Here is a 26369-nt window from a genome sequence, read left to right as displayed (position 1 = left end):
ACCGGGTCATGGCTGCATCCTGGCCCACGTCGATGCGGCCGATCCTCACCGTCACCGTGAACCCGGCCCTCGACGTCAGCACCTCCATCGACGAGGTGACCAACGACCAGAAGCTGCGCTGCGGCCCGACCCGACTCGACCCGGGCGGCGGCGGGGTCAACGTGGCCCGGGTGGTGCAGCGGCTCGGCGGGCAGGCGCTCGCGGTCTATGCCGTGGGCGGTCCCACCGGGGAGGCCTACCGCCAGCTGATCGAAGCCGAACGAGTGCCGGCGGTGGCGGTGCCGATAGCCGGGAGCACGCGAGAGAGCTTCACGGTGGACGAGTCGTCCACGGACAAGCAGTATCGCTTCGTGCTGCAGGGGCCCGAGCTGAGTGAAGCCGAGTGGCGTGCCTGCCTGGCGGCCGTCGAGGAGGCGATCCCGGCGGCCGGGTACGTGGTCGCCAGCGGCAGCCTGCCGCCGGGGGTTCCCCACGATTTCTACGCGCGGGTGGCCAGCCTGGCTCGCGCACGCGATGCGCGATGCCTGGTGGATGCCTCCGGTCCGGCGCTGGCCGAAGCCCTCGCGGAAGGAGTGTTCCTGGTCAAACCCAGCCGGCGCGAACTGGCTGAGCACATGGGTGCGCCGCTCGACTCCGAGCAGAGCCAGGTCGAGGCGGCTTCCGCCCTCGTCGCCCAGGGTTCGGCGGAATTCGTCGCCCTCTCGCTGGGTGCGGCGGGAGCCGTGCTCGCCTCGTCAACCGGGATCCTCCGTCTCCCCGTGCCGCGCGTGCGCGTGCGGAGCACCGTGGGGGCCGGCGACAGTTTCGTCGGCGCGTTCGTGCTGCGGATGGCGCAGGGTCATGAGCCGGATTCGGCCTTCCGCTCTGCCGTTGCCGCCGGAACGGCCACCACGATGACGCCGGGAACCGAACTGTGCCACCGGGACGACGTCGAACGCCTGGAAGCGGAACTCGCTGCCCTGGCGGATCGGACGGCCCAGTCGGTCTAGAAACCGGCCGGCAGCGGCCCGTCGGAGACCAGGTACAGGCGTTGCGTTGACCGGGTCATCGCCACGTACAGGGCGCCGGCGCCGCGCTCGGATGCCGCGACGATGGCCGTCGGATCGACCACGATCACCGCATCGAACTCGAGCCCCTTGGCGTCCCGCGGGGTGAGCAGCGCGATGTCGCGCGTGAGGCCGGCCGGCCCGCGGCCCACCAGGCCGTCGAATTCGGCGGCCAGCGCTTCGTGCAGGGCATCGATGGCGGCGTCGACGACGATCACCGCGAGGGTCCCGCCGGCCTCGAGGGCGCGGTCGCGACGGATGGCCTCGGCGACATCCGTCACCGTCTCCACCGGCCATTCGCTCGCGCGCACCGCGCGGGACGGCGTGATCGGCAGGTCGTGCGCCATCGCCACGGTCTCGGCGACCTGGGCGATCTGGCTCGGGGTCCGGTAGTTCACGGTGAGCTCCTCGAGACGCCAGCGGTCGGCTTCGAGCGACGACTGCAGGACGGGTCTGAGCGCGTCCTTCCAGCTGCCGGCCGACGCCGCCGACGCCGCCTGGGCGATGTCGCCGACGATCGTGAACGACCGGAGCGGACCGCGGCGCAAGACAAGCCGCCACTGCATCGGAGAGAGCTCCTGGGCTTCGTCGATCACGACATGGCCGTAGGTCCAGCTGCGGTCCAGCGCGGCGCGTTCCGCCGTCGTCGCCCGATCGCCCAGTTCGGCGAAGTTGTCGGCGAGCGCCTTCGCGTTGACGAGCCCCTTCACCTTCATGTTCGAGATGGCCAGTTCGGCGTTCTCGATGTCGCGCGCCCGCTGTTCCTTTTGCGCTCGCTTCGCGGCCGCGTCGACGACGTTGTACTCGCCGAGATACTCGGCCGCCTCGTCGAGCAGGGGGATGTCGGCGATCGTGAACTCGGCGTCGCGGGGGCGTTGCAGGAGCGCGCGCTGCTCGGGCTTCCAGCGCGGGGTCAGCTGGGCGAGCCACTGCGGGCGTGCGTACAGGTCCTGCAGCAGCTTCTCCGGCGTGAGCGGCAGCCAGGCCGTGTTCAGGGCCACCCGCACGTCGTCGGCCAGGCGGAGGTCCTCGCGCAGCATGGGCAGGTCTGTGTCGTCCATCGACCGGCCCTGCGCCTGCAGCTGCGCGAGCCACTCGCGAGAGAGGGCGTTCAGCGCGCTCTTCACGAAGGCGACGCGGGCTTCGTTGTGCGGCTTGCCGCCCACCCGGGCGCGATGGATGGCGTTCTCGATCAGCTGCGGCTGCAGGGTCAGCCGGTCGCCGTTGACGATGAGCTGCTGCGGGGCTGCGGGCACACGCTGGCGGGATCTCACCGCGCGGGCGATGAGATCCGCCATGAAGGTCTGGCCCTTGAGTGCGGCCACGGCCGGGGCGTCCTCGCGGGTCGCCTCGACGCCGGGGTAGAGCTGGCCGACCGAGGCCAGTACCACGCCGGTTTCGCCCAGCGACGGCAGGACGGCCTCGATGTACTGCAGGAAGGACGGGGACGGGCCGACGATGAGCACACCGGAGTTCTTCAGACGATCGCGGTGCGTGTAGAGCAGGTACGCCGCGCGGTGCAGGGCCACGGCGGTCTTGCCGGTGCCGGGCCCCCCTTGCACGACGAGGACACCCTTGAGGTCGGAGCGGATGATCCGGTCCTGCTCGGCCTGGATGGTGGAGACGATGTCGGACATGTGCCCGGTGCGCTGCGCGGTCAGGGCGGCGAGCAGGGCACCCTCGCCCTGGTGGTTCGAAGCCGCATCGCGCTCCAGCAGCTCGGCGTCGAGGATCTCGTCTTCGATCCGGATGATCCGGCGCCCCTTGGACAGCAGGTGGCGGCGGGCCCGTGCCCCGAGCGGCGTCGCGGCGGTGGCCTGGTAGAACGCGCTCGCCTGCGGCACGCGCCAGTCCAGGAGCAGGGGGCTCAGGTCTTCGTCGCGCAGGCCGACCCGTCCGATGTAGCGGTAGACCGGTTCGCCGCTCTCGTCGGGTGCGGTCTCCAGCCGGCCGAAGGCGAGGCGGTCGTCCACCTCGCGCAGCTGCACGATCCGGTCTTCATACAGGCGGGCGAACGTGTCGCGCTCGGAACGAGACTGGTGGTTGCCGCCGACATTGAGCATGCGCACGGCCGTGAGCTGCTGCTCGGCCTCACGCTGCAACGCGTCCAGCCGCGCGTACAGCGTCGCGACATAGTCCTGTTCCCGCTGCAGTTCCTGGTCGACCACTCACACACCCCTTCAAATCCAACCTTTGAGTTTACTCGCCTTCGCGCCGAACCCCGGACAGCCCCTCTGCGGGCCGGGTGATTCACACCCCCATCGGTTAAGATTCCCGGGTGCTCCACTCCCCAGCTCCCTTGCGCATCGCACTCGTCAGCCTGCACACCTCGCCGGCCGCCGAGCCCGGCTCGGGCGATGCCGGCGGCATGAATGTCGTCGTGCGCCACCAGGCCGAGGCGATGGCGTCGCTGGGTCACACCGTCGACATCCTCACCCGCCGTTCGTCGTTCGAGGCGCCGGGCGACCAGCAGCTCACGCCCGGGGTCACGCTGCGCTTCCTCGACGCGGGACCGGCCGAACCGGTGGCCAAGGGCGACCATGAGGCGTTCATCGATGAGTTCCGGATACGCATGGCCGCGCTGGGACCGTACGACCTCATCCACTCGCACCACTGGTTCTCGGGCATGGCGGCGCTCCCCCTCGCCCGCCAACTCGGGATTCCGCATGTGCAGAGCTTTCACAGCATTGCCGCCGACGAGTCGACGCCGCTGTCCTGGGGCGAACGCGCGGAATCCGCGGGGCGCATGATGGGTGAGGCCTGGCTGGCCCGGGAGTCGGATGCCGTCGTGGCGATCAGCGACGCAGAGGCGGCGACCGTCGTGGAACGCCTCGGCGGCGAAGCGGATCGCATCGCGGTCGTGCCGCCCGGGGTGGACGGCACGCTGTTCCGCCCGGCAGTCGAACCGTCGCACGGCCGCGGCTACGCCGTCGTCGCCGCGCGCCTGCAGCCGTTGAAGGGCCTTGACCTCGCGATCGAAGCGATCGCGGCAGTGCCGGAGCCTCTCCGGCCCGAACTCGTCATCGCCGGCGACGCCTCGTCCGATTTCGACGGCTACGTGGAGGAGCTCCGGGCGCTCGCCGCCGGCCGCGGGATCGGGGCCGGGGTGCGCTTCGTCGGCCCGCAGCCCCGCACCGACCTCGCGGCGCTGCTGCGCGGCGCCCGCGTGGTGCTCATCCCCTCGCACTCTGAGACGTTCGGGCTCGTTGCCCTGGAAGGCGCGGCGAGTGGCGTGCCCGTCGTCGCCGCGGCATCCGGGGGCCTGCGGGAAGCCGTCGTCAACGGCGAGACGGGCCTGGTCGTCGAGTCGCGCGACCCCGCCGCGTGGGCCGAGGCCATCACCAGGATCCTGGCGGACCCGGGGCTGGCCCGGCGGCTGTCCCTGGCCGCCCGCGACCGCGCCGAACACTTCGACTGGCTGCGTTCCGCCGAAGGCCTGCTGACCGTGTACGCCGCCCTCCTCCGGCCGGGTCCGACCAGCGTGCGGCACACGCTCGCCCGCGCATGAGCATTCTCGACGCCGCGCCGTCGGTTCTGTTCGTGCACGCGCATCCCGACGACGAGACGATTTCAACGGGGGTGCTCATCGCCGAGCTGGTCACGCGCGGCACCAGGGTTTCGCTGCTGACCGCAACGCGAGGCGAACGAGGCGAAGTGGTGCGGGGGCCGCTGTCGGCCCTCGCGGGCACGGATGCGCTCACCCGAGAACGCGAACGCGAACTGCAGCGTGCCGCGGACACCCTCGGCATCGCCCGGCGGTTCTGGCTCGGCGATCCTCCGGCGCGCGCGGACGGCCTCGCGCCTCGACGCTACCGCGATTCGGGAATGACCTGGATCCGACCCGGACTCGCCGGAGCCGCGGAGGACACCGACGACGACGCCCTGGTGCGAACGGCGCTGGGCGAGGTGACGGATGATGTCGCCGCCCTCATCGCGCACCTGCGCCCGACACTGGTGATCAGCTACGACAGCGGCGGAGGCTACGGCCACCCCGACCACGTGCGCATGCACGAGGCCGCGCTGGCGGCCGCCCGAGCCCACGGCACCCCGTTCGCCGAAATCGTGCACACCCCCGGCCTCGAAACCGAGTGGTTCGGCCTCGACGCGCACGTCGGAACCGTGACGGCGGCCTTGCGGTGCCACGCCAGCCAGCTCACCGTCCACGGTTCCGACATCGTGCACTCCGGAGGGCAGAGGGAGCCGATCACGACATCCGTCGGCTTGCGCCTGCTCTGAGTTAGTCGGTGTCGATGTTAGTCGGTGTCGATCGGCTAGTCGGTGTCGCTGGTGCGGCGTTGGGCGCGCTGCTCTGCGGGCGCCATCGCGTCACTCGTCAGGGTCCGTTCCGCGGCCAGTGCAACCGCCACCAGCACAACGGCGCTCACCAGGTGCAGGTAGTGGTCGGCCGTGTTCAGGGCGAGGACGTTCATCGTCGTGTCCACAATGAAGAACCCGACGATGCCGACGACGAGAAGCAGCGCACCGACCGTGCCGTTGGCGATCTTCGCCGCCATCACTCCGGCCAGTCCAGCGATCAGCAGGGCGGCACCCAGGATCAGGTGGGCCACGTTGAGCAGCGGGTTGACCTCGAAGACCCCGATGAGCAATTCGCCGGACGTCGTCATGAATCCGACGGTGCTGGTCACCGTGAAGCCCCACAGGCCGACCAGGATATAGACCGCTCCGAAGATGATCCCGAGGATGCGGTTCGGGGATTTAAACATGAGGTGCCTCCTATCAAAGTCACGATGGATTCGTGAATATTCCGAGGAACACCCCCAGCATTCTCTCGGTTTGCGCGCCCCGCAAGCCCCCTGGCGACGATGCGTCCCGGCCGCAATGCGGCCGGCGTCAGTACTCGTTGTGGGCTGTGCCGTTCCGGGCGGAATGCGCCGCCTTCAGCAGGGCCAGGTTCACAAGCTTGAACACCTCGATGCGCTCGGCACGTCGCTCTTCGTAGTCGGGATCCCGCCGATCGATGGCCAGCCGGATGAGCCGTGCGGACACTGCGTCACGGATCTCCGCGCTGGCGGCCTGTCGGGCATCCTCAACGATGCGGGCGACCTGGGCGTCATCGGCGGCCACGGCGTCCAGGGCGAGGGCGAGCTTCTTGTGCACACGGCGCCGAAGCGCGAATTGACTGATGTCGGCTCGCTCGTCTTCGGTGAGCAGGTGCACCCGCCCGGACCGGGCGAGCACCTTCCTGAGCCCGCGCACGCGTTTGCCGTACTCCTCGTTCTGGCGTGCGAGCACGTGCAGTTCGTGCTGCGCCGCCCGGGCATACCTGGCCGGATCGTAGTCGTTGTGCTCGCGCAGGGCACCGACGATGATGGCGTTCTTCACCGCCATGCGCACCGCGGAAATCGCGATGAGCAGGCCTTCGTCGACAATGCGTCTGACGGGCGGCGGGGCGGCTTTCGAATGTGTCATCGGCAGGTCTCACCCGATCCTACTGCGCCGACACGGTGGGATTCAGTCCGGGGCGGGGACCCTCGCCAGCCGTCGTTGGCGTCGGACCACCGCGATGAGCAGCACCAGGGCGACCGCCTGCGCCGGCACCGTGATCAGGCTCAACTGCGCCGCATCCGGGTAGAGCGCGCCCGCGAACGCGGCGCCCGCGAAGGCGCCGGCGCCCTGGAACACCGCGAACACCCCGTACGCGGTGCCGCGCCGAGGCGAGGGCACCAGATCGGCCACCAGCGCCTTCACCGTCGAGTCCTGGACGCCCATGGCCGCACCCCAGAGAACCACACCGAGCAGCGCCCCCGCCAGTGTCGGGGAGAGCGAGAGCGCCGGGACCCCCGCCACGAGGAACGGGACAACGAGCAGCACCGCTCCACCGATGTGGTCGTAGGCCCAGCCGCTGCCGAGGGCCGCCGCCGCGGCGGCGAGCGTACCGGCCGCGAACACCAGCGGCACAGCGGCGAGCTCGACCAGGTCCGAGTCGATGAGATGGAACGAGATGACGCCGAAGCCCACCAGCCCGAACATGATCAATCCGGTCGAGACGGAGAAGAGCAGGAAGGTGAGCGGCAGGCCGTCCTGCCCGGCGCTCCCGACGGGTGCCGCGGCCCCGCCACGCACCGTGGCCTCGGTTTCGTCCTCCCGCCCGGCAACCGCAGTCTCGTCGGAGACCTGTCCGGGCTCGTACACGCTCGGGTCCGGCACCCGGCTTCGCATCCACAACAACATTGCGAACGCGAGCACTGCGGGAATCGATAGCGCCGCGAACGCGGGCCAGAGGCTCCCGGTCGTGGCGATGAGAGCGGCGACGAGCAGTGGGCCGCCGAAAGCGCCGAGCTGGTCGAACAGCTTGTGCACGGCGAACCCGCGCCCGCGGCCGACGGCGCCGGCCGCGAAGCCGAGCAGGACCGTCTTGGCCGGGGTGCGCACAGCCTTGCCCGTGCGCTCGAGCAGGATGAGCGTGGCGGCCACCGAGAGCCCGATCGCGCCCAGGAACGGGGTGAACGCGAGGAGGGGCACACTCAGCCCGGTCACGGCGTATCCGACGATCGTGAAACCCCAGTATCGGCCGGTGCGATCGACCAGGGGGCCGGTGGCCAGCCGCAGGGTGTAACCGAGGGCCTCGGCCGCGCCGGTCACCAGGCCAACGACCAGGGCCGTGGCCCCGAGCTCGCCGAGCAACGGGCCGGCAACGGAGCGCGCGCCGTCGGCGACCACGTCGACCATGAGGCTGATCGCGCCGAATCCGACCACAACCTGCCAGGCCGTCCACTGCGGGGCTCCCGACTTCACTCGAGGCCTCCGTCCGCCCGGCAAAATGCGCATGCGCATCCTACTCCGGGCAATCATGCGACAGGGGCGGCGAGGCCGGTCGGCCTCGCCGCCCCTGTCGGCGGATCGTTCAGCGCTAGTCGCGGGTGATCTTCCAGATGCCGTCGGCCAGCTCCTTGTCGGGGTGCTGCACCGACACGAACAGCTCCTTCGGGTTCTTGCCGAAGTAGATGCCGGTGGTCTCGGCGTGCTCATCCTTCAGCGAGGCGAAGAGTTCGACGCTGTCGGCCGAGCCGTCCTTGTCCAGGTCCTTGCCGGCCCGGTAGACGTCGCTGAAATCGTTGTCCTCGACGATCCAGAGCGCACCGTCGGGGCCGGCGGCCAGGTTGTCGGGGCTGTTGAGCCCGGTCACGCCGGCTGCCTTGTTCTCGACCGGGACGTTGACGCCGGCCTGCACGAAGCTGCTCACGGTGAGCTTCTTCAGGTCGATCGCAACCACGCGGTCCTCGGACGTGTTCGCCACGTAGAGGGTCTGGCCGATGACCTGCACGTCCTCCGGGCGACCGAACTCGGTTGCGTTCGCGGCGTTCGACGCGGCATCCCCGTCGGTGCGGACCAGGTTCTGGTCGAGCGCGACCCACTCGAACGCGCCCACCTTGTCGGCAAACGTCGCAGAGTTCCACTTCTGGGCCGCATCCGTCAAGCCGGTGAGCTTGAGGGCGTACAGGCGGCCCTGCGAGAGGTCACCGCGGGTCGTGGGCACGAACTTGTAGATCGACCCGCCGTTGAGTTCGTCGATGACGAAAACCGAGCCGTCGGACGCGACACCGATGCCCTCGTGACGCAGGGCTCCGAGTTCGCCGCGCTCTTCGATTCGATCGACCTTGGTCGGGTCCTCCTTGTCGAGGAACACCTCGAAGACCCTGCCTCCCTCGGTCTCCTCGGTGACGAGAAGGCTGCCCCAGGGGGTCCAGACGATGCCGTCGAGACGGTTCCAGTCCGCGCGCTGGGCGATGACCTTCGATTTGCCGGTCGTGAGGTCGGTCACCCCGACCGCGCCGTTCGCGCTCACCTCGTAGGTGTTGAACAGGTAGCGGCCGGCCTCGGGTCCGGTCTCGTTCTGGGTGTTCATGTCGTGCAGGTCGTCGACGCCCGGGTAGACATCCAGCCCGGTCTCGTCGCTGACGAGGCTCTGGCTGTAGCCCTCCGGAACGACGTACGGCTCGGTCCAGTCGGAGCTCGCCTGGCCGTAGGCGGATCCGGCGATGGGGGTGAAATCGATTGGGCCGCTCGCGGCGAACGCTGCGGGGGCAGTGAAGCCGATGATGGCAACGGTCGCGAGGGCACTGACGGCAATCTTCTTGCGCAAGGCGCTACTCCTTTGAGAGGGGATGGATGCAACGCCCTCGAAGCTATTCGCGCAATCTGTCGTGCCGGGGTCGGTGGGCAGCCATCACGTGGCGCGGGAGTGAACACGAGGTGACCTGCGGCGAGCCTTGTACACCTCGAACCACGCCACCCCCGCGAAACCGGCGACGAGGGCGACCGCCCAGTCCCCGAGCCCGATCGGGCCGAGGTTGAAGGCGTCCCTGAGCGCCGGAACGAGCAACACCAGCGCCAGGAGCGCGCCGGCTCCCAGCAGAATCCACTTCACCGCCCGGTTGCGGCGCTCCCTGACGGTTCGCCAGATGGACAGGGTCCACGACCGGTTCACCAGGATGAGCGCCAGGTTGCCGATCACGAGGGTGGCGAAGGTCACCGAGCGCACGACGTCGTCGGGGCGGTCCCCGAGCACGGCCCACAGGTAGACGGCCAGCACCGCCAGGAGGGAGGTCACGCCCTGCACGGTGGCAATCGTGAGTACGCGCCGGCCGAACATGGGCTCGCCGAGGCCGCGCGGTTTCTGCTCCATCACCGCCGGGTCCGCCTGCTCCGCCTCGAACACCACCGAACAGGCCGGGTCGATGATCAGCTCGAGGAAGGCGATCAGCACCGGCAGGAGCACCAGTGGCCAGCCCTCGCCGGCGAAAACCGGAATCAGCGCCATGCCGATGATCGGAACATGCACGGCGATGATGTACGACATCGCCTTGCGCAGATTGTCGAAGATGCCGCGGCCCTGACGGATGCCTCCGGCGATCGAGGCGAAGTCGTCGTCGGTGATCACCAGCGCCGCTGACTCGCGGGCGACATCCGTGCCCCGGGCGCCCATCGCGATGCCGATGTCGGCTGCGCGCAAAGCCGGCGCGTCGTTCACCCCGTCACCGGTCATCCCGACGACCTCTCCGTTGGCCTTGAGCGCACGGATCAGCTGCAGCTTCTGCTCGGGGACCATCCGGGCGAACACGCTGACTGTGCGGATGCGACGGGCCAGCTCGGCCTCGTCCAGCTGCCGCAGCTCCGGCCCGGTGATGCAGCCCTGCGCGTGGTCCAGGCCGATCTCCCGCGCGATCGCCAGCGCCGTGCCCGGGTAGTCCCCCGTGATCATCACGGTGCGCACACCCGCAGCGGCGAGCTCCGCGACGGCCTCCGGCACGCCGGGTCGAACCGGGTCGTGCAGTCCGGCGAGGCCCAGGTATTCGAACTCGAAGTCGTGCTGCTGCACGGGGAGTTCGCTCGGGCCGCTGAAGCGGGCCCGGGCCACTGCGAGTACCCGCTGGCCGTTGGCCGCCGCAGCTTCGACCTGGTCGAGGAGCGCGGCCAGCCGCTCATCATCGAAGTGGCACAGGTCTGCGATGGCCTCGGGAGCGCCCTTCGCCGCGACCACGTACTCAGTGGGCCCGGCGTTGGTTTGCCCGGCATCGGTGCCGCCGGGCGCCCGCCACACGTGGGAGAGCGCCAGGAGGTTCTCGGTCAGCGGGTATTCCCGCACCAGGTCCCAGCCCGCGTGGGTGTGCGGGGTGTCGACGAGCACGGTTTCGGCCAGGTCCTGGAAGGCCCGATCCATCGGGTCGAAGGGGTCGATCGGCGAGGCGAGCTGGGCGAACTCCACGAGGGTGTGGAAGCGCTCGGGAAGGATCGGCCCGTCAAGCCGGTAAGCCGCCCCGTCCACGATCAGCTCGCGCACGGTCATGGTGTTCATGGTGAGCGTGCCGGTCTTGTCGACGCAGATGACCGTCGCCGAACCGAGGGTCTCGATCACGGCCGATCGGCGGGTGAGCACATGCTTCTTCGACATGCGCCAGGCGCCGACGGCCAGGAAGATCGTGAGCACGACCGGGAACTCCTCGGGAAGCATCGCCATGGCCGTCGCGATGCCGGCCAGCAGCCCTTCGAGCCAGTCGCCCCGGGTAAGACCGTAGATCACGGCGACGGCTGTCGCGGCGAGGAGCCCGATGACCGCGATGACCCGCACAAGCCGGTCGATCTCCCGCTGCAGCGGCGTGGGCTCCGTTTTGATCGTGCGCAGGGCCGTGCCGATGCGGCCCAACTCGGTGTTCGCCCCCGTTCCCAACACCTGCGCGACTGCACGCCCTTTCAGCACGAGCGTGCCCGAGAACACCCACGGGGTGGCGTCTCCGCCCGGCGCTCCCATCGCCGCGGCCGACGGGTCGGCGCCGAGGGCCGTCTTCCGCACCGGGACGGATTCGCCGGTGAGGGCGGATTCATTGACGGAGACGTTGACGCAGTCGAAAAGCACCGCATCGGCGGGAACCCGGTCGCCTTCAGAGAGCAGAACGAGGTCGCCGCGCACGACGTCGCGCCCGGCAATGCGCGTCTGCTCGCCGTCGCGGATGACCAGTGCACGCGGCGAGGAGAGGTCTCGCAGCGCCGCGAGAGCGTTCTCGGTCTTGCGCTCCTGATAGATGGAGATCGAGATCACGACGATGACGAACGACATCAGGATGACGCCGTCGAGCGGCTCGGCGAGGAGGAAGTTGATCGTGCCTGCGCCGAGCAGCAACAGCAGCATCGGCTGCCGGATCACCGCCCAGGCCTGCTGCACCAGGTTGCGCGGCCTGGCCGTGGGCAACTCGTTCGGGCCGTCGGCGGCCAGGCGCCGCTCGGCCTCAGTCGCGGTGAGCCCGAGCAGGGCGAGTGGCTGTGCCGGTCCGGTCATCGCCGCCACCCCTTCTTCGGCGCAGCGAACGAGTTGCCTGCCGTGCGCCCATCGTAGCCAGCCACGCGCACCGAGCTCAGGAATCCTGAGCTTCCTGTTCTCCACATCAGGCACTTGACCGGGTTATTCACTGGTTGAGCAACAGGCCTCATAATGTCGGTGGTTGCCCGTAATGTGACTGTCATGACAGCTTCGTTGATCGCCCAGCAGGAGGCCCGCGGTGTGCGTTTCGACGCCATCGCGGCCGCCGACCGGCAGATCGCGCAGGCGTTCGCGCGTCGCGCCGAACTGGTCGACGAGGCCCGCCGTTACGGCGCGGCCACCGCCGTTACGGCGCGGCCACCGCCGGGGACGCGCCCCGCGTTCCCGGGTCGCGCTGGGACGCCGCCACAGTGGCGGAACGCGAATTCGTCAGCGAACTGGCATGCACCCTCCGGGTGCCGCAGCGCACGGCCCAGACGCTGATTGCCGAAAGCCGCGCCCTCACCGAAGACCTGCCGGCCACCCGCGAAGCACTACAGAACGGAGAGATCACTTACCGTCACGCGCAGGTCCTGATCGGGCAGGCCTGGACGGTCCCCGACGAGGCCAAGGCGGCCTTCGAGGCGTCGCTGCTGCGCTCCGCGGGGCGGCTCACCGCGGCCAAGCTCAAGTACAACGCCCGGAAGCTGCGGGAGCGGCTGCACCCCGAGACGATCACCGCCCGGCACGAGCGATCCGTCGCGGACCGCGCGACGTACTTCCAGGCCGAAGCGGACGGGATGGCCTCACTCGTACTCTACGACAGCGTCGACCGGGTACAGTCCGCGTACGACCGGGTCACCACCGCGGCACTGAGCTTGCAGGGGCCCGACGAACCCCGCACGCTCACCCAGCTGCGAACGGATGTCCTCACCGACCTCCTGATCGACGGGGTCACCCCCTCCGGCCTCGGCAAGGGGATCCGCGCCACGGTCAACGTGACCGTCCCGGTCCTGACCCTGATGGGCCGCTCAGAGGAGGCCGGCCACCTCGAGGGCTACGGTCCGATCGATCCGGACACGGCACGGCGACTGGCCTCGGGAGCACCGAGCTTCACCCGGTTGCTCGTCCATCCGGAAACGGGGGTGGTGCTCTCGGTCGGCCGCACAAGCTACAAGGTCCCGAAAGATCTCAAACGCTGGCTCCGCATCCGAGACGAAACCTGTAGATTCCCCGGCTGCAACCGGGCCGCCGCCCACTCCGATCTCGACCATTCGCTCGACTGGCAGTTCCAGGGCAGAACGGCCCACGACAACCTCGCCCACCTCTGCCCCGGTTGCCACTCACTTAAGAGCGAGACCGGGTGGCGTCTGGAGCACCTGGGCGACGGACGGCTCGAATGGACCTCACCCACCGGACGCAGCTTCACCAGCGAACCAGGCACGGACCTGGCGACCGACCAGCCGAGGTAGCCTGCCATCTCCTTGCGAACAATGAACTTCGGGTCTAGACCGTGAGTCATAGGACAACGTTGACGACCATTGCCTGACATGTCCCTTGACAAGGTGTCCGGGAAAGGACCTCGTGATGCCGAGTCACCGGCCATCCAGTAGCCAGCTGCCAGGTTCCTGACGTGTTCGCGTCCGTGGATCCTGTGTGCACACGCCGTCCTTTCGATCCCCCTGCAATCGCAACCAGAGGAAGGAAAGATGATGTTGAAACGTAAGACGATCACAGCACGAGGCGTCGGAACCACCTTCGTTGCAGTCCTCGGCATCGTGGCGCTGGCCGCGTGTACAACGCCGAGCACGTCGCCCGGCCCGAGCGACACGGGCGGCGGGGGCGACGTTCCGGAGTTGAACGCGGAGTCGTTCACACCCGACTTCTCGGCCATGGAAGAGCTCAAGGGGCTTGCCTCAGAGGGCAAGGGCCTGATCGGCGTGCTGCTGCCCGACACGACGACCTCGGCGCGGTACGTGACGTTCGACGCCCCCTACCTGAAGCAGGCGTTTGAAGCCGCGGGGCTGGACTCCACCCAGTTCAAGATCGACAATGCGCAGGGCAGCGCGAGCACGATGCAGACGCAGGCCGAAGCCGACATCACGGCCGGGGCATCCGTTCTGCTCGTCGACGCGCTCGACTCCGGCTCGGGCGCAGCCATCGAGGCTGCCGCCACGGCCCGCGGCGTCAAGGTGATCGACTACGACCGCCTCGTCAAGGGCGGCGCAGAGGACCGCATCTATGTCAGCTTCGACAACGTCAAGGTCGGCCAGCTGATCGGTGAGGGCGAGGTGAGCTGCATTGAAGAATGGAAGGTTGAAAAGCCGAACATCCTGATCATGAACGGCGACCCGACCGATAACAACGCGAAGCTGTTCGCCGAGGGTTACAACGGCGTGCTGAAGCCCAAGTTCGACAGCGGCGACTACATCAAGGCCGGCGAGCCCGCCGGCACCTGGACGCCGTCAGTGGCGCAGACCACGTTCGCCCAGCAGTACACCGCCAACCCGAAGATCAACGCGGTCGTCACACCCAATGACGACAACGCCAACGCGGTGATCGCCTACCTGCAGAGCAAGAAGATCCCCGCGAAGACGTTCCCGACCACGGGGCAGGATGCGTCCCTGTCCGGTCTGCAGAACATCCTCAAGGGCTACCAATGCGGCACGGTGTACAAGCCGATCTACCTGGAGGCCCAGGCCGCAGCCGCCGCCGCGATCTACCTGCGGGCGGGCAAGGAAGTGCCTGAGGGTCTGGTGAACGGCACCACAACGGACGACACAGCGGGGACCGACGTGTCCTCGGTGCTTCTGACCCCGGTCTGGGTCACCGCCGAGAACATGGCCGACACCGTTGTCAAGGACGGAGCAGTGAGCGTGTCTGACCTGTGCATCGCACAGGTGAAGGATGCGTGCACGGAGGCCGGTATCAAATAGCACCCACCGGTGAACCCGGCCGCCCCCGGCTCTGACCCGGGAGCGGCCGGGCCACCGGCACGAACTGCTCGCCACACGAACTGCTCGCCACACGAACTGCTCACCAGAGGACAATCGTGATTGCTGACCTGCAGTCGCCTTCGGCGGAACCCGACCCACCGGGCTCCGGCCCGCTGCTGCGCCTCGCGAGCATCGACAAGAACTTCGGGCCGGTGCAGGCGCTGGCCGACGTCACCTTTGAGGTGCCGGCCGGGCTGGTGACCGCGATTGCCGGCGACAACGGCGCGGGCAAGTCGGTGCTGATCAAGTGCATCGCCGGCATCTACGCTCCCGATGACGGCGAGCTCCTCTGGGAGGGCAAGACCGTGCGGTTGAGCTCGCCGCACGAGGCCGCCGAACTGGGCATCGAGACGGTGTACCAGGATCTGGCCCTGTGCGACAACCTCGACATCGTGCAGAACATGTTCCTCGGCCGAGAGCGCCGGCGACACTTTCTGCTCGATGAGGAGAGCATGGAGATCGCGGCCCGCGAGACCCTCAGCAGCCTGGCCGTGACGAGCGTCCGGTCGATCAGGCAGCCCGTCGCGTCTCTCTCGGGTGGGCAGCGCCAGTCCGTGGCGATCGCGAAGTCGGTGCTGTGGAACTCGAAGCTCGTCATCATGGACGAGCCGACCGCTGCTCTCGGCGTCGCCCAGACCGAGGTCGTGCTCACCCTGATTCGCCAGCTCGCCGACCGTGGCCTCGCCGTCATCGTCATCTCACACAACATGAACGACGTCTTCCGGGTCGCCGATCGCATCGCCGTGCTCCGCCTCGGTCGGCTGGTTGAGGTCCAGCCCGCTGCGCAACTCGACCGGCAGATCGTGGTCGACCTGATGACCACAGGCGCGTCGGACCGGGTCCGGCCGGCAGCCGCACCGCGCGCGCAACCGGAGCATTCGATACCGGCCCCGTCGAAGACGGCTCCGGCGGCCGTCGGCCTTCCCCGGGAGGAGCCCACGACCGCAGCAGCCACTGCGGCCGGTCACAAGACCGCGCTCGCCCTGAATCCGAATATCGCCACGTCCTTGCCCGAATACGTCCGTGGGGCAATGTCCCGGGTTCGCGGCGGCGAAAGCGGTGTGCTGCCGGTACTCGGGGGCCTGCTGCTCATCTCCATCCTGTTCCAGTCCCTCAACCCGAACTTCCTGACCCCCGGCAACATGGTGAACCTGCTCATCCAGGGCTCCGTGTTCATGCTGCTGGCGATGGGCCAGGTCTTCGTGCTGCTGCTCGGCGAGATCGACCTGTCCATCGGCTATGTCGGCGGGGTGGGCGGCGTCATCATGGCCGAACTGCTTCGAGAGTCGATGGGCTGGCCGTGGTGGGCGGCGATCGCCGCCGGTTTGCTCACCTGCGCCGCGATCGGGGTGCTGCACGGAACGATCATCACCCGGCTCGGGCTGCCGTCGTTCGTCGTGACGCTCGCCGGGCAGCTCGGCTGGCTGGGCGTGATGCTGATGATCCTGGGCAGCGGCGGCGTCGTGACCATCAACGACGACGTCATCAACAACATCGCCAGCGGCAACCTCAGCCCGCTCACCAGCTGGATCGTGATGCTCGTCATCGCCGGTGTGTTCAGCGCATGGACCTGGCTGCGCGACGCCCGCCGGCGGAAGAGCGGACTGGTCGCACCGCCGGCCAGCGTCAGCGCCCTGAAGATCGCGGCCGCGCTCGCCGCCGGTGTGGCCATCGTGCTGCTCTGCAACACCAACCGCGGCACGCTGGTCGAAATTCGCGGCGTTCCCTGGGTGCTGCTCGTGGTCCTCGGTGTGCTCGCGGCCTGGACGCTGCTGCTCGGCCGCACCCGGTTCGGCCGCTACGTCTACGCCATCGGCGGCAATGCCGAGGCCGCTCGTCGCGGCGGAGTGAACCTGGCACGCATCCGCACACTCGCCTTCATGCTCGCCTCGTTCACCGCCGGTATCGCCGGCATCGTTTATGCGTCCCGGCTGCGCTCGGTGTCAACCTCGTACGACGGCGGCACGCTGGTGCTCTACGCGGTGGCGGCAGCCGTCATCGGCGGCACCAGCCTCTTTGGGGGGCGAGGCAAGGTGCTGCACGGCGTGCTGGGCGGGCTGGTGATCGCGGCGATCGACAACGGCATGGGCCTGCAGGGCTACAGCGCGCCGGCCAAGTACGTGGTCACCGCCCTGGTGCTCGTCGCCGCGGTGACGATCGACGCGGTCGCCCGCCGCGGCCGAGGCCGAACCTGAACAGGCCCGCGAACACCCGACCCGCTAGTGAGCGGGCCGGGCAGTCCGGTTAGTACCAGCCCACCGATTCGGAGTGGTCCCAGGCGGCACAGGGTGTGCCGTAGCGGTCCGCGATGTATCCCAGGCCCCAGGTGATCTGCGTGGCGGCGCTGGTCTGCCAGTCGGAGCCGGCGGTGGCCATCTTGCTGCCCGGCAGCGCCTGCGGGATACCCGTGGCTCCGCTCGAGGAGTTATAGGCATTCACATCCCAGCCGGACTCCCTGTCCCAGAGAGGCACGAGGCAGCCGAACTGGTCGGCACCCCAGCCATATTTGGAGGCCATCAGGTCTCGGGCGATGGCCTGCGCGCCGCTGGGATTGGTCGGAGCGGACGGGCGAGACGTGGAGGCAGCCGGTGCTGCGGGAACGGCTTCGGCCGCTTTCGCCGCGGCCGCCTGTGCTGCGGCCGCTTCTGCGGCGGCTTTCGCGGCCGCTTCGGCAGCGGATTTCTGCGCGGCCGTGCGGTCGACCACGGCCGTCGCGGCCGTCAGCGTCGCGGTTTCGGCTTTGGTGTTGTCGACGAGCTCGAAGATCTGCTCCGGGTAGAGCTTCGGGAAGTAGGCGAGCGAGGCGACGGACGCGGTCAGCGCCGTGGCATCCGACTTGCCCTTCGCCGCGGTCATCGCGCTCTTGGCAATGGTCAGCGTGGCGGTGGCGCTCTTCTCGGCGTGGGCACGCAGCACGCCGTCATAGGAATCCAGCTGCTCGGCGTGGGACCCGGTGCTTGCCGCGAGGGCCGCCGTGGCGGCGATGCTCTCGCTTTGCGCCGCAAGCGCGGGCTGCAGCACGAGGCCGTTTCCGACGAGTGCGCCGACGGCGATGATGGCGCCGGCCAGCACGGTGCCGCGGCGGGTGCGGCGGAGGCGGGTGCTCCTGCGATTTTTGCGGGTTTTGCGGGTTTCGGTGACGCTGGCGGACTTTCGGGCAGACCAAGGAAATGAGTTTTGCATGACTTTCACAGAGCGAACCGGCTCGTGCTCGGGTGGCCAGGCGGTTCTTGTTAGACGATCCACGGGCGGGGCTCCGCGCGGGCGAAGTTCCAATTATGCAAAGCGTTTCTGCACGTGTCCCCCTGTTTTTCTGTGAATGTCCTCCCAAAACGCGGGCATCGCGGGCAACCGTCACGTTCGACTTCGGTCGCGCGAACCCGCTGCACCCGGCCGGTCTGCGGGAGCGCACGGCGCGGCGATGCCTATGCTGGAAGGGATATGAGGCTCTTCCTGATCCGCCACGGCCAGACTCCAGCCAACGTTCTCGGCCAGCTGGACACGGCGCACCCGGGCCCCGGCCTGACCGAGCTTGGGGCGCGCCAGGCGGCCGTGATTCCGGATGTCCTTCGCGAGGAGCCGATCGACGCCATCTTCGCGTCGACGCTCCAGCGCACGCAGCTCACCGCGAAGCCGCTGGCGACCGACCGGCGCCTCGAGGTTCGGGTGGCCGACGGACTGCACGAGATCGAAGCCGGTGCCCTCGAGGGCCTCAGCGACCGGGCATCCGTTCGCACCTACATGGAAACGGTCTTCGCGTGGGGCGCCGGCAATCTCGACGCCAGGATGCCCGGCGCCCTGGACGGGCACGCCTTCTTCGCTCGGTTCGACGCCGACATCGCCAGCGCGGCATCCGACGCCCGGACCGCGGCCGTCTTCTTCCACGGGGCTGCGATCCGCGTCTGGACGGCGGCCCGCGCCCAGAACATGCCGCCGATGTTCGCCGGAACGAACGACCTCGTCAACACGGGAGTGGTGGAGCTGACCGGCTCGCCGCAGGCGGGCTGGACGCTCGTCGCCTGGGCCGGCCGCCAGGTGGATCCTATTCTTCGGTGAGCCGGGATACCCGCAGGGTGACGATCTGGAAGGCGCGGAGGACGAGTCGCACGTCGGCGCCCGCTGCCGCCCTTACCGCAACCGGAGCGACCGGCCGCTCAAGCAGGTCGGTCTCGACGATCCGCGTCGCCGGGAAACCGAGGCTGACGCTGCCCTCGGCCCGGGCTCCGCGCGCTTCGTACAGTCGCACGATGACGTCGCCGGACCTGTCCTCCGCGAGTTTGACCGCCTCGACCACAATCGAGGGGCAATCGCTCACCACGACGGGTGCCACGGACGTTCCGCTCACGTCGCGGAGCGGAAGGTTGATGCGGTAGCCCTGCTCGGCCGCGCCGAGCACGTCGGGCGTCATGCTGATCGACGTGCGCAGCACGTGCACCCCCTGGTCTGCGGCGGGGTCGGGGAACGTCGGCGCGCGCAGCAGGGACTCGCGCACCGTCGTCGTGGTGCCGCCGCCGGTGCTGCTCCGGCTGATGTCGTGACCGTACGTGGAGTCGTTGGCGACGGCCACTCCGAAGCCGGGCTCCCCCACGAACACCCACCGGTGGGCGCAGGTCTCGAAGCGGGCCGCATCCCACGACGTGTTCTCATGGGTCGGCCGGTAAATGTGGCCGAACTGGATTTCGGAGGCTGCCCGGTCGGCGTGCACATCCAGCGGAAAGGCCAGCTTCAGGAACTTCTGCCGTTCGTGCCAGTCCACCGTGGTGACGATCTCGAGCGCGGTCTGGTCTCCGGCCAGGGTCAGTTCCTGGGACACGGTCGAGGACCCGAAGTGGCGACTGACGCGCACGGTCGCGTGTCCAGCGTGCCCCGACACCAGTTCCACCGAGTCGGCCTCCAGCAGATCGACGCCGTTGCGCTGGTAGTGATCGTCGATGTCCCACGCGTCCCACTGCGTCGGCGTGTCCCTGAAGAGCTGGAGAACGTTGCCGGGCTTTCCCTCCGGCACAGCCTCCCTCCCGGTCCCGAGGTCCACGAGGGACACGAGCAGTCCGCGGGCGTCGATCGCCACCCGGATCGCGTCGTTCTCGAGCACGAACCCGCCGTCCCGGGCGTCGACGCGAACTCCCCCGGATGTTCCGCGCGGGCCGGCCGACAGGGCGGCCACCCCGCACACCGGGAACGGCGACGCGTTGAAGCTGACCGGCATGGCGCCGATGGACCCCGGCGCATCCGGGCCTGCGGCATTCTGGCGGTTCAATGCGGCGAGCGCCCGGGAAATCAGGTCTTCCAGCTCCACCCGCACGCCGGCGTACGCGGCCTCGGCCTCCTGGTGCACCCAGGCGATGGAACTGCCGGGGAGGATGTCGTGGAACTGGTTCACCAGCACGGTGCGCCAGGCAGCCTCGAGCCGATCGTAGGGGTAGACAGCCCCCGTGCGCAGGGTCGCCGTCGTCGCCCACAGCTCGGCCTCCCGCAGCAGGTGCTCGCTCCGCCGGTTGCCGGCCTTCGTGTTGGCCTGCGAGGTGTACGTGCCGCGGTGGAATTCGAGGTAGAGCTCGCCGGACCACACCGGCGGGGCCTGGTAGCTCGCTTGCGCCTCTTCGAAGAACGCCCGCGGCGTGGCCATCCGCACGGTGGGCGAACCCTCCAATGACTTCGTTCGCTCGGCGGCCGCGAGCATCTCGCGTGTCGGTCCTCCCCCGCCGTCGCCATAGCCGAACGGCACCAGAGACAGGTTCGAGGCGCCCTTCTCGGCGTACTGGCGTTGCGCCCGGGCAAGGTCCTGACCGGAGAGCACCGAGTTGTACGTGTCGACCGGCGGGAAGTGGGTGAAGACGCGGGTGCCGTCGATGCCTTCCCAGTAGAACGTGTGGTGGGGCATCGTGTTGGTTTCGTTCCAGCTGATCTTCTGCGTCAGGAAGTACTTCGACCCGGCGGCGGCAACGATCTGAGGGAATGCTGCCGTGTACCCGAACGAGTCCGGCAGCCACACCTCCAGCGGTTCGATGCCGAACTCGCGCAGGAAGAACGCCTTGCCGGCGATCAGCTGGCGGGCGAGCGCCTCGCCGCCGGGCATGTTGGTGTCCGATTCCACCCACATGCCGCCGACCGGCACGAATCGGCCCTCGATCACCCGCTCGCGGATGCGCTCGAACAGTTGGGGGTAGTGCTCCTTCATCCAGGCGTACTGCTGCGCGGAGGAACACGCGAAAATGAATTCCGGGTTCTCGTCCATGAGCGCAAGCACGTTCGAGAAGGTGCGGGCGCACTTGCGAATGGTCTCCCGCACCGGCCAGAGCCAGGCCGAGTCGATGTGAGCGTGCCCGACGGCGACGATCCGATGGGCGCTCGCGTAGGCGGGCTGGGCGAGCACCGGGGCCAGGATGGCGCGGCCGAGGCCTGCCGTGCCGCTCACGTCGTCCGGGTCCATCCGGTCGGTCACCGTCTCGAGCGCCCGGAGGATGTCCGCGGTGCGGGGAAGGTCGGCGCTTAGCTCCTCCATCAGGCCGAACAACGTCCAGATGTCCTGTTGGAGGTGCCAGACCCGGGTGTCGAGCAGGGCAGCATCCATGCGGCGCAGCCGGTAGATCGGCGCTGTCCCCGCCGTGGCCTTATCGCCAACGGGAGTGGGCCGGAACTTCCAGTTGCTGCCGACATCCGGGTTGGAAGCGGCTTCCACATACACGTCCACGACACCGCCCGGGCCGAGCGGCAGCGGTACGTAGCTGTTGCAGGGCTCGATCGCCTTCAGGATGCTCCCCGCCGGGTCGAAGACCAGCCCCTCGGCCTGGAACCCGGGCTGGCCGGAGAGGAACCCGAGGTCGACGAGCAGCTCCGTGCGGGTGTCGAGGCCGCCCCATCGGGACCATTCCTCGGGAACCGTGCCCGTGACGTGGAACCAGGTCGTGCCCCACGGATTCCCCCACCTTCGCCCCACCGCGAACGGCGTGAACGCCTGGTGCCGGGCCTCCGCGAAGGGCACCGGCTCATCCGGCACTTCCCAGGCCGACACCACGAGGGGTGCGGACGCGCGGTAGACGGCGGGAGCCACCCGCTCACTGACAAAGCGACGGATGCGGGCCCGGATGAGGGTCGAGTTGTCGTGCACGGCGGGCTCCTTGCGATGGGACTCCGTGTGGCGGGTGTCAGGCCCCAATGAACACGAAGATGAACCCGACCGCAAGACCCTGCCCATTCGACACGGGGCGGCCTCGCAGCGCATGCTGGGGAGCATGCAATACACATCCCTCGGCCGCTCCGGCCTGAACGTCTCCCGACTGTGCCTCGGCACCATGAACTTCGGTGGCTGGGCCCCGGAACCCGACGCGCACGCCATCATGGACGCCGCCCACGGTTACGGCATCAACTACTTCGACACGGCCAACGTCTACGGCGACAGCGCCGGCAAGGGCGGCACGGAGACCATCATCGGCAATTGGTTCGCCCAGGGTGGTCAGCGCCGCGAACGCACGGTGCTCGCGACCAAGCTGTACGGAACGATGACCGACTGGCCCAACGACGGCAGGCTGTCCGCGCTCAACATCCGCCGGGCCCTCGACGCCAGCCTGACCAGGCTCCAGACCGACTACATCGACGTCTACCAGTTCCACCACATCGACCGGGAGACGCCGTGGGATGAGATCTGGCAGGCCATGGAAACGGCCGTCGCGCAGGGCAAGATCCTCTACGCCGGAAGCAGTAACTTCGCCGGCTGGCACATTGCCACCGCCCAGGAGGAGGCCCGGCGTCGCAACTTCACCGGGCTGGTCAGTGAGCAGTCGATCTACAACCTGCTGACCCGCGACATCGAGCTGGAGGTCATCCCCGCCGCGGTGAGCAACGGGCTCGGCATCATCCCCTGGTCGCCGTTGAACGGCGGACTGCTCGGCGGTGTCCTCCGCAAGGAAGGCGAGGGCAAGCGCCGCCTGGAAGGCAAGGTGGCAGAGGCTCTCGCGACCCACCGCGACGCGATCGAGACGTACGAGAGCTTCGCCGAGGAACTCGGCCACCCGCCCGGCGACGTCGCACTGGCCTGGCTGCTCCACCAGCCGGCCGTCACCGCACCGATCGTGGGGCCACGCACGACCGATCAGTTGGCCGCTGCCGTGCGATCGCTGGACGTCACCCTCGACGCGGATGCCCTCGGCCGCCTCGACGAGATCTTCCCCGGCCGAAAGACCGCGCCCGAGCACTACGCCTGGTAGCCGTTCACGGTGAGTTGCGGAGAAAGTACCCTCAATTCCGAAACGAAGGTACTTTGTCCGCGACTCAGTGCCCGAGGCGACTCAGCCCCGAGGTGGCTTCGGCCGCACGAGTGCGTGGCTCTCGCGCAGTAGTTGCTCGACCAGCTCGTCCGGGGGCGCGCCCTCGCCCTCGCCGCCCAGCACGATCGTGATCCAGTGCTTCTTGTTGAGGTGGTAGCCGGGCGTGATCTGCCCGGGGAACTCCTCCCGGAGCGCACGGCTGTCCTCCGGGTCGCATTTCAGCGAGACGGTGAGCGGCTCCGCGGCCAGGGCGGTGAGGGCGAAGATCTTGCCGTTACCGCTCGTCTTGAACACGCTCGCTTCCTCGCCGAACGGGAACGTTTCGATCGCCTGCGGCAGGCTCAGGCAGAACTCGACGAGGGCATCCGGGGTCATGGAGTCGAGCCTGGCTGGTCGCGCCGGCTGTCGCGCGGGTCAGGTCGAGAGGGCGGGCGCAGCCGGCCGGCGCCGGGCACGAAGCGGCCGACGCGAGCCCCGTAGTCGCGATAATCCGGATGCTCGGCCACGAGCATCCGCTCCTCCCACCGCGTCTTGGCCGCCAGCAGCAGCACGAGGGCAAGCCAGGCCAGGATGTGCCACACCGACGCGCCGAACAGCGCGAGGCCGAGCCCGCCGGTCATCAGCCCCGTGTAGATCGGATTCCGGATGCGGCCGTACACACCGCTGGTGACCAGCAGGGCGTGCTCCCTGGGGATCGGACTGGCCGTCAACGCCGGCCCCAGGCCCCTCAGCCCCAGGACGGCGAGGATCGCACCGGCGAGGCCGAGCACGATCGCGGCGGCGAGGACGCCGGCGTTGACGCTCCACAGCGACCCGTGGGGCAGGAGGACGAGCGCGGCGAGCAGCAGGAGCTGCACCGACACCAGGCCGATCGCGAGTGCACGTTTCATGGCTCGAGGCTATGCCTCCGGGACCAATCCGGTGCGGAGGCTCACGCCGGCGAGCAGGAACCAGATCGGCAGGGACACCCAACCGAGCAAACCTAAGGCGACGCCGAGGGTCCAGAACGGGGACTCGGTGCCGGGCTGCAGGAGAAGTCCGATCGCGATGATGGTCAGTCCGCCGAGCAGTGCGGCTCCCGCCGCGATCGCGAAAGTGCCGAGCCCGCGCGGATACCCGTCGATGCGCCCCAGCAGCCGATTGGCGAGGATCAGCCAGAGCGCCTGCACAGTGAGGGCGACGATCGACAGGGTCGCGGCACTGGCGAAGTCGATGGCGTCGAACAGGAGGAGGGTCGATCCGAGCGTGCCCGTAGTGCACGCGAGCAGCACGACGCGCCACCACAACGGCGACTCCAGCAGGCGTGCGAATCGCCACAATACCGGAAGGATCAGCAGGTTGAACTCGGCCGCGGTCAGCTCGCTGATCTGCCTGAACACGCGCGGACCGGCCGTGTCCGCTTCACGGGCGTAGACCAGGCCCAGGGCGATGACACAGCCCAGCCCAGCCCGACGGTCCCGGCAGCGAAGGCGAAGAACGCCACCCTCCGGTCGGTCAGTCCGGCCGCCGTCACTGGGGAATCCGGCTTGACCGTCATGGCGCCGAGGATACCCCGCTTCGGGTCGGCGTGACCGGGAGATCCGCGCGTCAGCGGCCCTCTGCTGCGAGGACCGTGATCAAGCGTTCCAGGCGCACGATGCCGGTGAAACGGCCGGCATTGTCGGTGGCGAGGAGCGGCTCGAAGCGGACGCCCGGATCGCGCGTCATCGCCCGGCCGAGGGCATCCGTCACCGGGGTCTCGAGGTTGACCCGCAGGCCGGGGCTGACCACCCCGAGATGCGACGCGTCGGCCTCGAGCACGGCAAGGGGGCGGCTGTGCTCGTCGAGCAACACGACGGCGCGGAGTTTGGGGTCGGACACGAAGGCAGCCGACGCATCGGACACGCTCGTGGCCGTGGGCACGATCTCGAGGAAGTCGCGGATGACGCGGGTCTTGCCCGGCACTACTCGCGTCGCCAGGCGAATCGCCACATCCTCGTCGATCCCCACCCAGGCCGGGGCCGGCCTGGCCAGGCAGTATCCCTGCACAAGGGGAATGCCGAGCGCGACCAGCGTGTCGAGTTCCTCGAGCCGCTCGACTCCTTCGGCCAGCAGCCACGCATCGACGCGGCCGGCGAACGTTCCCAGCATCTCGACGAGGGCGCGTTTGGCCTCGTCCCGGTCGACGTCCTGCACGATCGCGCGGTCCAGCTTGATCAGCGAGGGCCGGAGGGAGAGCAGGTGTCGCAGCCCGGCGTATCCGGCGCCGGCGTCGTCGACAGCGATCAGGGCGCCGGCTGAGCGCAGGAGGTCGAGGTCGGGTTCGAGGGCCAGGTACGACTCGATCGGCGCCTGCTCGGTCAGCTCGACGATGAGTCCGCCGAGGTCACCCTCGTCGCGCCAGACGCTGCGCTCACTCTCACGGGGCAGCAGATCCGGCGACACGTTGACCGTGAGGAAGCAGTTCGTCGGCATCGTCGGGCGCGCCCGCAACGCGGTGCGCAGGGCCATGACTTCCAGGTCTTCGGCCATACCGTGCGTCCGAGCCGCCCGGAACCAGGTCTCGGGGTTGCGCTCGGAGTAGCCGGAGAACCGGGTCAGGGCCTCGTAGCCGACGACCGAGCCCCGAGCCGTGTCGACGATCGGCTGGTAGAGCGTCGAGATGCCCTCACCGCGGCAGGCAGCAGCCAGCATCTCGGCCCAGTCGGGCCGGGCGGATCCCACGCCGGCGTCCGGATGTCCCGCCGACACTAGACGACCGGTGCGATTGCCGCCCGCACGGCCTGGGCCATCGTCGATGACACCTCGACCAGGCCGTGAGTCGAGGCAGCATGCGCTGCGACCTGGAACATGATCTCGTCCTCGGTGGTGCACACCCAGCGAGCTTCACAACCGGGCACGACATCTCAGCACGCAAATGACTTCATAGCTCCCGGCACTAGGGCGTGTCTCCTAATTCGTGTAACCAGATGGTGATGGCACGGAGGACGACGCCTCCGCGGTAGGTGAGGGCGAGTTTGTCGTAGCGAGTGGCGAGGCCGCGCCACTGCTTGAACGTGTTGAATGAGCGTTCGACGACGTTGCGACGCTTGTACGCCTCCTTGTCTAGGCCGATGGTCCGGCCGCCGTTTCGGCCGCGTCGTTTCCGGTTCGCGACTTGGTCGGAGCGTTCCGGGATCACGGCTTGGATGCCGCGGGTGCGCAGCAACTCCCGGTTCGCCTTGGACGAATACGCCTTGTCGCCCAGCATCCGGTTGGGCCGGGTCCGTGCCCTGCCCGGCCCGATTCGGGCCACGCGGAGTGAATCCATGAGTTCCGGGAACATCGG

21 protein-coding genes and 1 pseudogene are annotated in these 26369 nt (G+C 68.9%); 8 read left to right on the top strand and 14 right to left on the bottom strand.

Going from position 1 to position 26369, the window contains the following annotated elements; translation table 11 throughout:
• Positions 1 to 8 precede the first annotated feature (8 nt).
• The gene (locus tag BLQ39_RS01715) at positions 9 to 989 is read left to right on the top strand and encodes a 1-phosphofructokinase family hexose kinase (protein WP_198417060.1); all 981 of its coding nucleotides are present in this window, start codon (positions 9 to 11) and stop codon (positions 987 to 989) included.
• Here BLQ39_RS01715 and BLQ39_RS01710 read toward each other — a convergent pair.
• Positions 986 to 3214, bottom strand: coding sequence for a HelD family protein (locus tag BLQ39_RS01710; protein WP_092321367.1), 2229 nt, complete (start codon positions 3212 to 3214; stop codon positions 986 to 988). The two genes, BLQ39_RS01715 and BLQ39_RS01710, sit on opposite strands and share 4 nt — an antisense overlap.
• A gap of 110 nt (positions 3215 to 3324) precedes the next feature.
• On the opposite strand from BLQ39_RS01710, the gene BLQ39_RS01705 reads away from it, so the two are divergent.
• Together BLQ39_RS01705 and BLQ39_RS01700 are read left to right on the top strand one after the other, a co-directional pair.
• Entirely contained in the window at positions 3325 to 4554 is a 1230-nt protein-coding gene (locus BLQ39_RS01705; RefSeq protein ID WP_241986893.1) for a glycosyltransferase, read from the top strand.
• Positions 4551 to 5282, top strand: a complete 732-nt coding sequence (locus BLQ39_RS01700; protein ID WP_092321366.1) for a PIG-L family deacetylase — start codon at positions 4551 to 4553, stop codon at positions 5280 to 5282. Before BLQ39_RS01705 ends, BLQ39_RS01700 begins: the two co-directional genes overlap by 4 nt.
• Before the next feature lie 35 nt (positions 5283 to 5317).
• On the opposite strand, the gene BLQ39_RS01695 is transcribed toward BLQ39_RS01700, so the two are convergent.
• From BLQ39_RS01695 to BLQ39_RS01675, 5 genes are all read right to left on the bottom strand, one after another.
• A complete protein-coding gene (locus BLQ39_RS01695; RefSeq protein ID WP_092321365.1) occupies positions 5318 to 5770 on the bottom strand; it encodes a DUF4383 domain-containing protein in 453 nt (150 codons plus the stop codon).
• Between the two features lie 127 nt (positions 5771 to 5897).
• Entirely contained in the window at positions 5898 to 6476 is a 579-nt protein-coding gene (locus tag BLQ39_RS01690; RefSeq protein WP_092321364.1) for a hypothetical protein, read from the bottom strand.
• Positions 6477 to 6518: 42 nt separating this feature from the next.
• Entirely contained in the window at positions 6519 to 7802 is a 1284-nt protein-coding gene (locus BLQ39_RS01685; protein ID WP_241982772.1) for an MFS transporter, read from the bottom strand.
• A 115-nt stretch (positions 7803 to 7917) separates the two neighbouring features.
• Positions 7918 to 9150 (bottom strand): alkaline phosphatase PhoX, encoded by a 1233-nt coding sequence (locus BLQ39_RS01680; RefSeq protein WP_092321362.1) that lies wholly within the window; start codon positions 9148 to 9150, stop codon positions 7918 to 7920.
• An 84-nt stretch (positions 9151 to 9234) separates the two neighbouring features.
• Positions 9235 to 11841, bottom strand: a complete 2607-nt coding sequence (locus BLQ39_RS01675) for a cation-translocating P-type ATPase (RefSeq protein ID WP_092321361.1) — start codon at positions 11839 to 11841, stop codon at positions 9235 to 9237.
• Positions 11842 to 12173: 332 nt separating this feature from the next.
• On the opposite strand from BLQ39_RS01675, the pseudogene BLQ39_RS01670 reads away from it, so the two are divergent.
• The 3 genes and pseudogenes from BLQ39_RS01670 to BLQ39_RS01660 all read left to right on the top strand — a co-directional run.
• Positions 12174 to 13274 (top strand): annotated as a pseudogene (locus BLQ39_RS01670) (HNH endonuclease signature motif containing protein); the annotation flags it as partial.
• Between the two features lie 237 nt (positions 13275 to 13511).
• Positions 13512 to 14738 (top strand): sugar ABC transporter substrate-binding protein, encoded by a 1227-nt coding sequence (locus tag BLQ39_RS01665; protein WP_092321359.1) that lies wholly within the window; start codon positions 13512 to 13514, stop codon positions 14736 to 14738.
• Positions 14739 to 14854: 116 nt separating this feature from the next.
• Positions 14855 to 16993, top strand: a complete 2139-nt coding sequence (locus BLQ39_RS01660; protein ID WP_092321358.1) for an ABC transporter permease subunit — start codon at positions 14855 to 14857, stop codon at positions 16991 to 16993.
• Positions 16994 to 17042: 49 nt separating this feature from the next.
• On the opposite strand, the gene BLQ39_RS16045 is transcribed toward BLQ39_RS01660, so the two are convergent.
• Entirely contained in the window at positions 17043 to 17981 is a 939-nt protein-coding gene (locus BLQ39_RS16045; RefSeq protein WP_241982797.1) for an aggregation-promoting factor C-terminal-like domain-containing protein, read from the bottom strand.
• A gap of 258 nt (positions 17982 to 18239) precedes the next feature.
• Between BLQ39_RS16045 and BLQ39_RS01650 the strand changes: the two genes are divergently transcribed.
• On the top strand, positions 18240 to 18854 hold the full coding sequence (locus BLQ39_RS01650) for a histidine phosphatase family protein (RefSeq protein ID WP_092321357.1): 615 nt from the start codon (positions 18240 to 18242) through the stop codon (positions 18852 to 18854).
• Here BLQ39_RS01650 and BLQ39_RS01645 read toward each other — a convergent pair.
• Positions 18841 to 21906 carry an alpha-mannosidase gene (locus tag BLQ39_RS01645; protein ID WP_241986892.1) on the bottom strand — a complete coding sequence of 1022 codons (3066 nt, stop codon included), beginning with the start codon at positions 21904 to 21906 and terminating at the stop codon, positions 18841 to 18843. The two genes, BLQ39_RS01650 and BLQ39_RS01645, sit on opposite strands and share 14 nt — an antisense overlap.
• Positions 21907 to 22030: 124 nt before the next feature.
• Here BLQ39_RS01645 and BLQ39_RS01640 point away from each other — a divergent pair, with 124 nt between their 5' ends.
• Positions 22031 to 23002 carry an aldo/keto reductase gene (locus BLQ39_RS01640; RefSeq protein WP_092321681.1) on the top strand — a complete coding sequence of 324 codons (972 nt, stop codon included), beginning with the start codon at positions 22031 to 22033 and terminating at the stop codon, positions 23000 to 23002.
• Positions 23003 to 23083: 81 nt separating this feature from the next.
• Here the strand turns inward: BLQ39_RS01640 and BLQ39_RS01635 are convergent, their stop codons facing one another.
• From BLQ39_RS01635 to BLQ39_RS01610, 6 genes are all read right to left on the bottom strand, one after another.
• The gene (locus BLQ39_RS01635; protein ID WP_092321355.1) at positions 23084 to 23437 is read right to left on the bottom strand and encodes an MmcQ/YjbR family DNA-binding protein; all 354 of its coding nucleotides are present in this window, start codon (positions 23435 to 23437) and stop codon (positions 23084 to 23086) included.
• Entirely contained in the window at positions 23434 to 23952 is a 519-nt protein-coding gene (locus BLQ39_RS01630) for a methyltransferase family protein (protein ID WP_092321354.1), read from the bottom strand. The genes BLQ39_RS01635 and BLQ39_RS01630 overlap by 4 nt, the downstream gene beginning before the upstream one ends.
• Before the next feature lie 9 nt (positions 23953 to 23961).
• On the bottom strand, positions 23962 to 24441 hold the full coding sequence (locus BLQ39_RS01625) for a hypothetical protein (RefSeq protein WP_092321353.1): 480 nt from the start codon (positions 24439 to 24441) through the stop codon (positions 23962 to 23964).
• A gap of 208 nt (positions 24442 to 24649) precedes the next feature.
• Positions 24650 to 25792, bottom strand: a complete 1143-nt coding sequence (locus BLQ39_RS01620; protein ID WP_241986891.1) for an EAL domain-containing protein — start codon at positions 25790 to 25792, stop codon at positions 24650 to 24652.
• Positions 25792 to 25941 carry a DUF1059 domain-containing protein gene (locus BLQ39_RS01615; protein WP_256332671.1) on the bottom strand — a complete coding sequence of 50 codons (150 nt, stop codon included), beginning with the start codon at positions 25939 to 25941 and terminating at the stop codon, positions 25792 to 25794. The genes BLQ39_RS01620 and BLQ39_RS01615 overlap by 1 nt, the downstream gene beginning before the upstream one ends.
• Positions 25942 to 25979: 38 nt before the next feature.
• The coding region (locus BLQ39_RS01610; protein WP_143006455.1) for a transposase at positions 25980 to 26369 on the bottom strand (390 nt) is incomplete at its 5' end.

The organism is Cryobacterium psychrotolerans (genome assembly GCF_900101115.1).
GTDB classification, from domain to species: Bacteria; Actinomycetota; Actinomycetes; order Actinomycetales; family Microbacteriaceae; genus Cryobacterium; species Cryobacterium psychrotolerans.
This window is presented reverse-complemented; position numbering and strand designations above follow the sequence as displayed.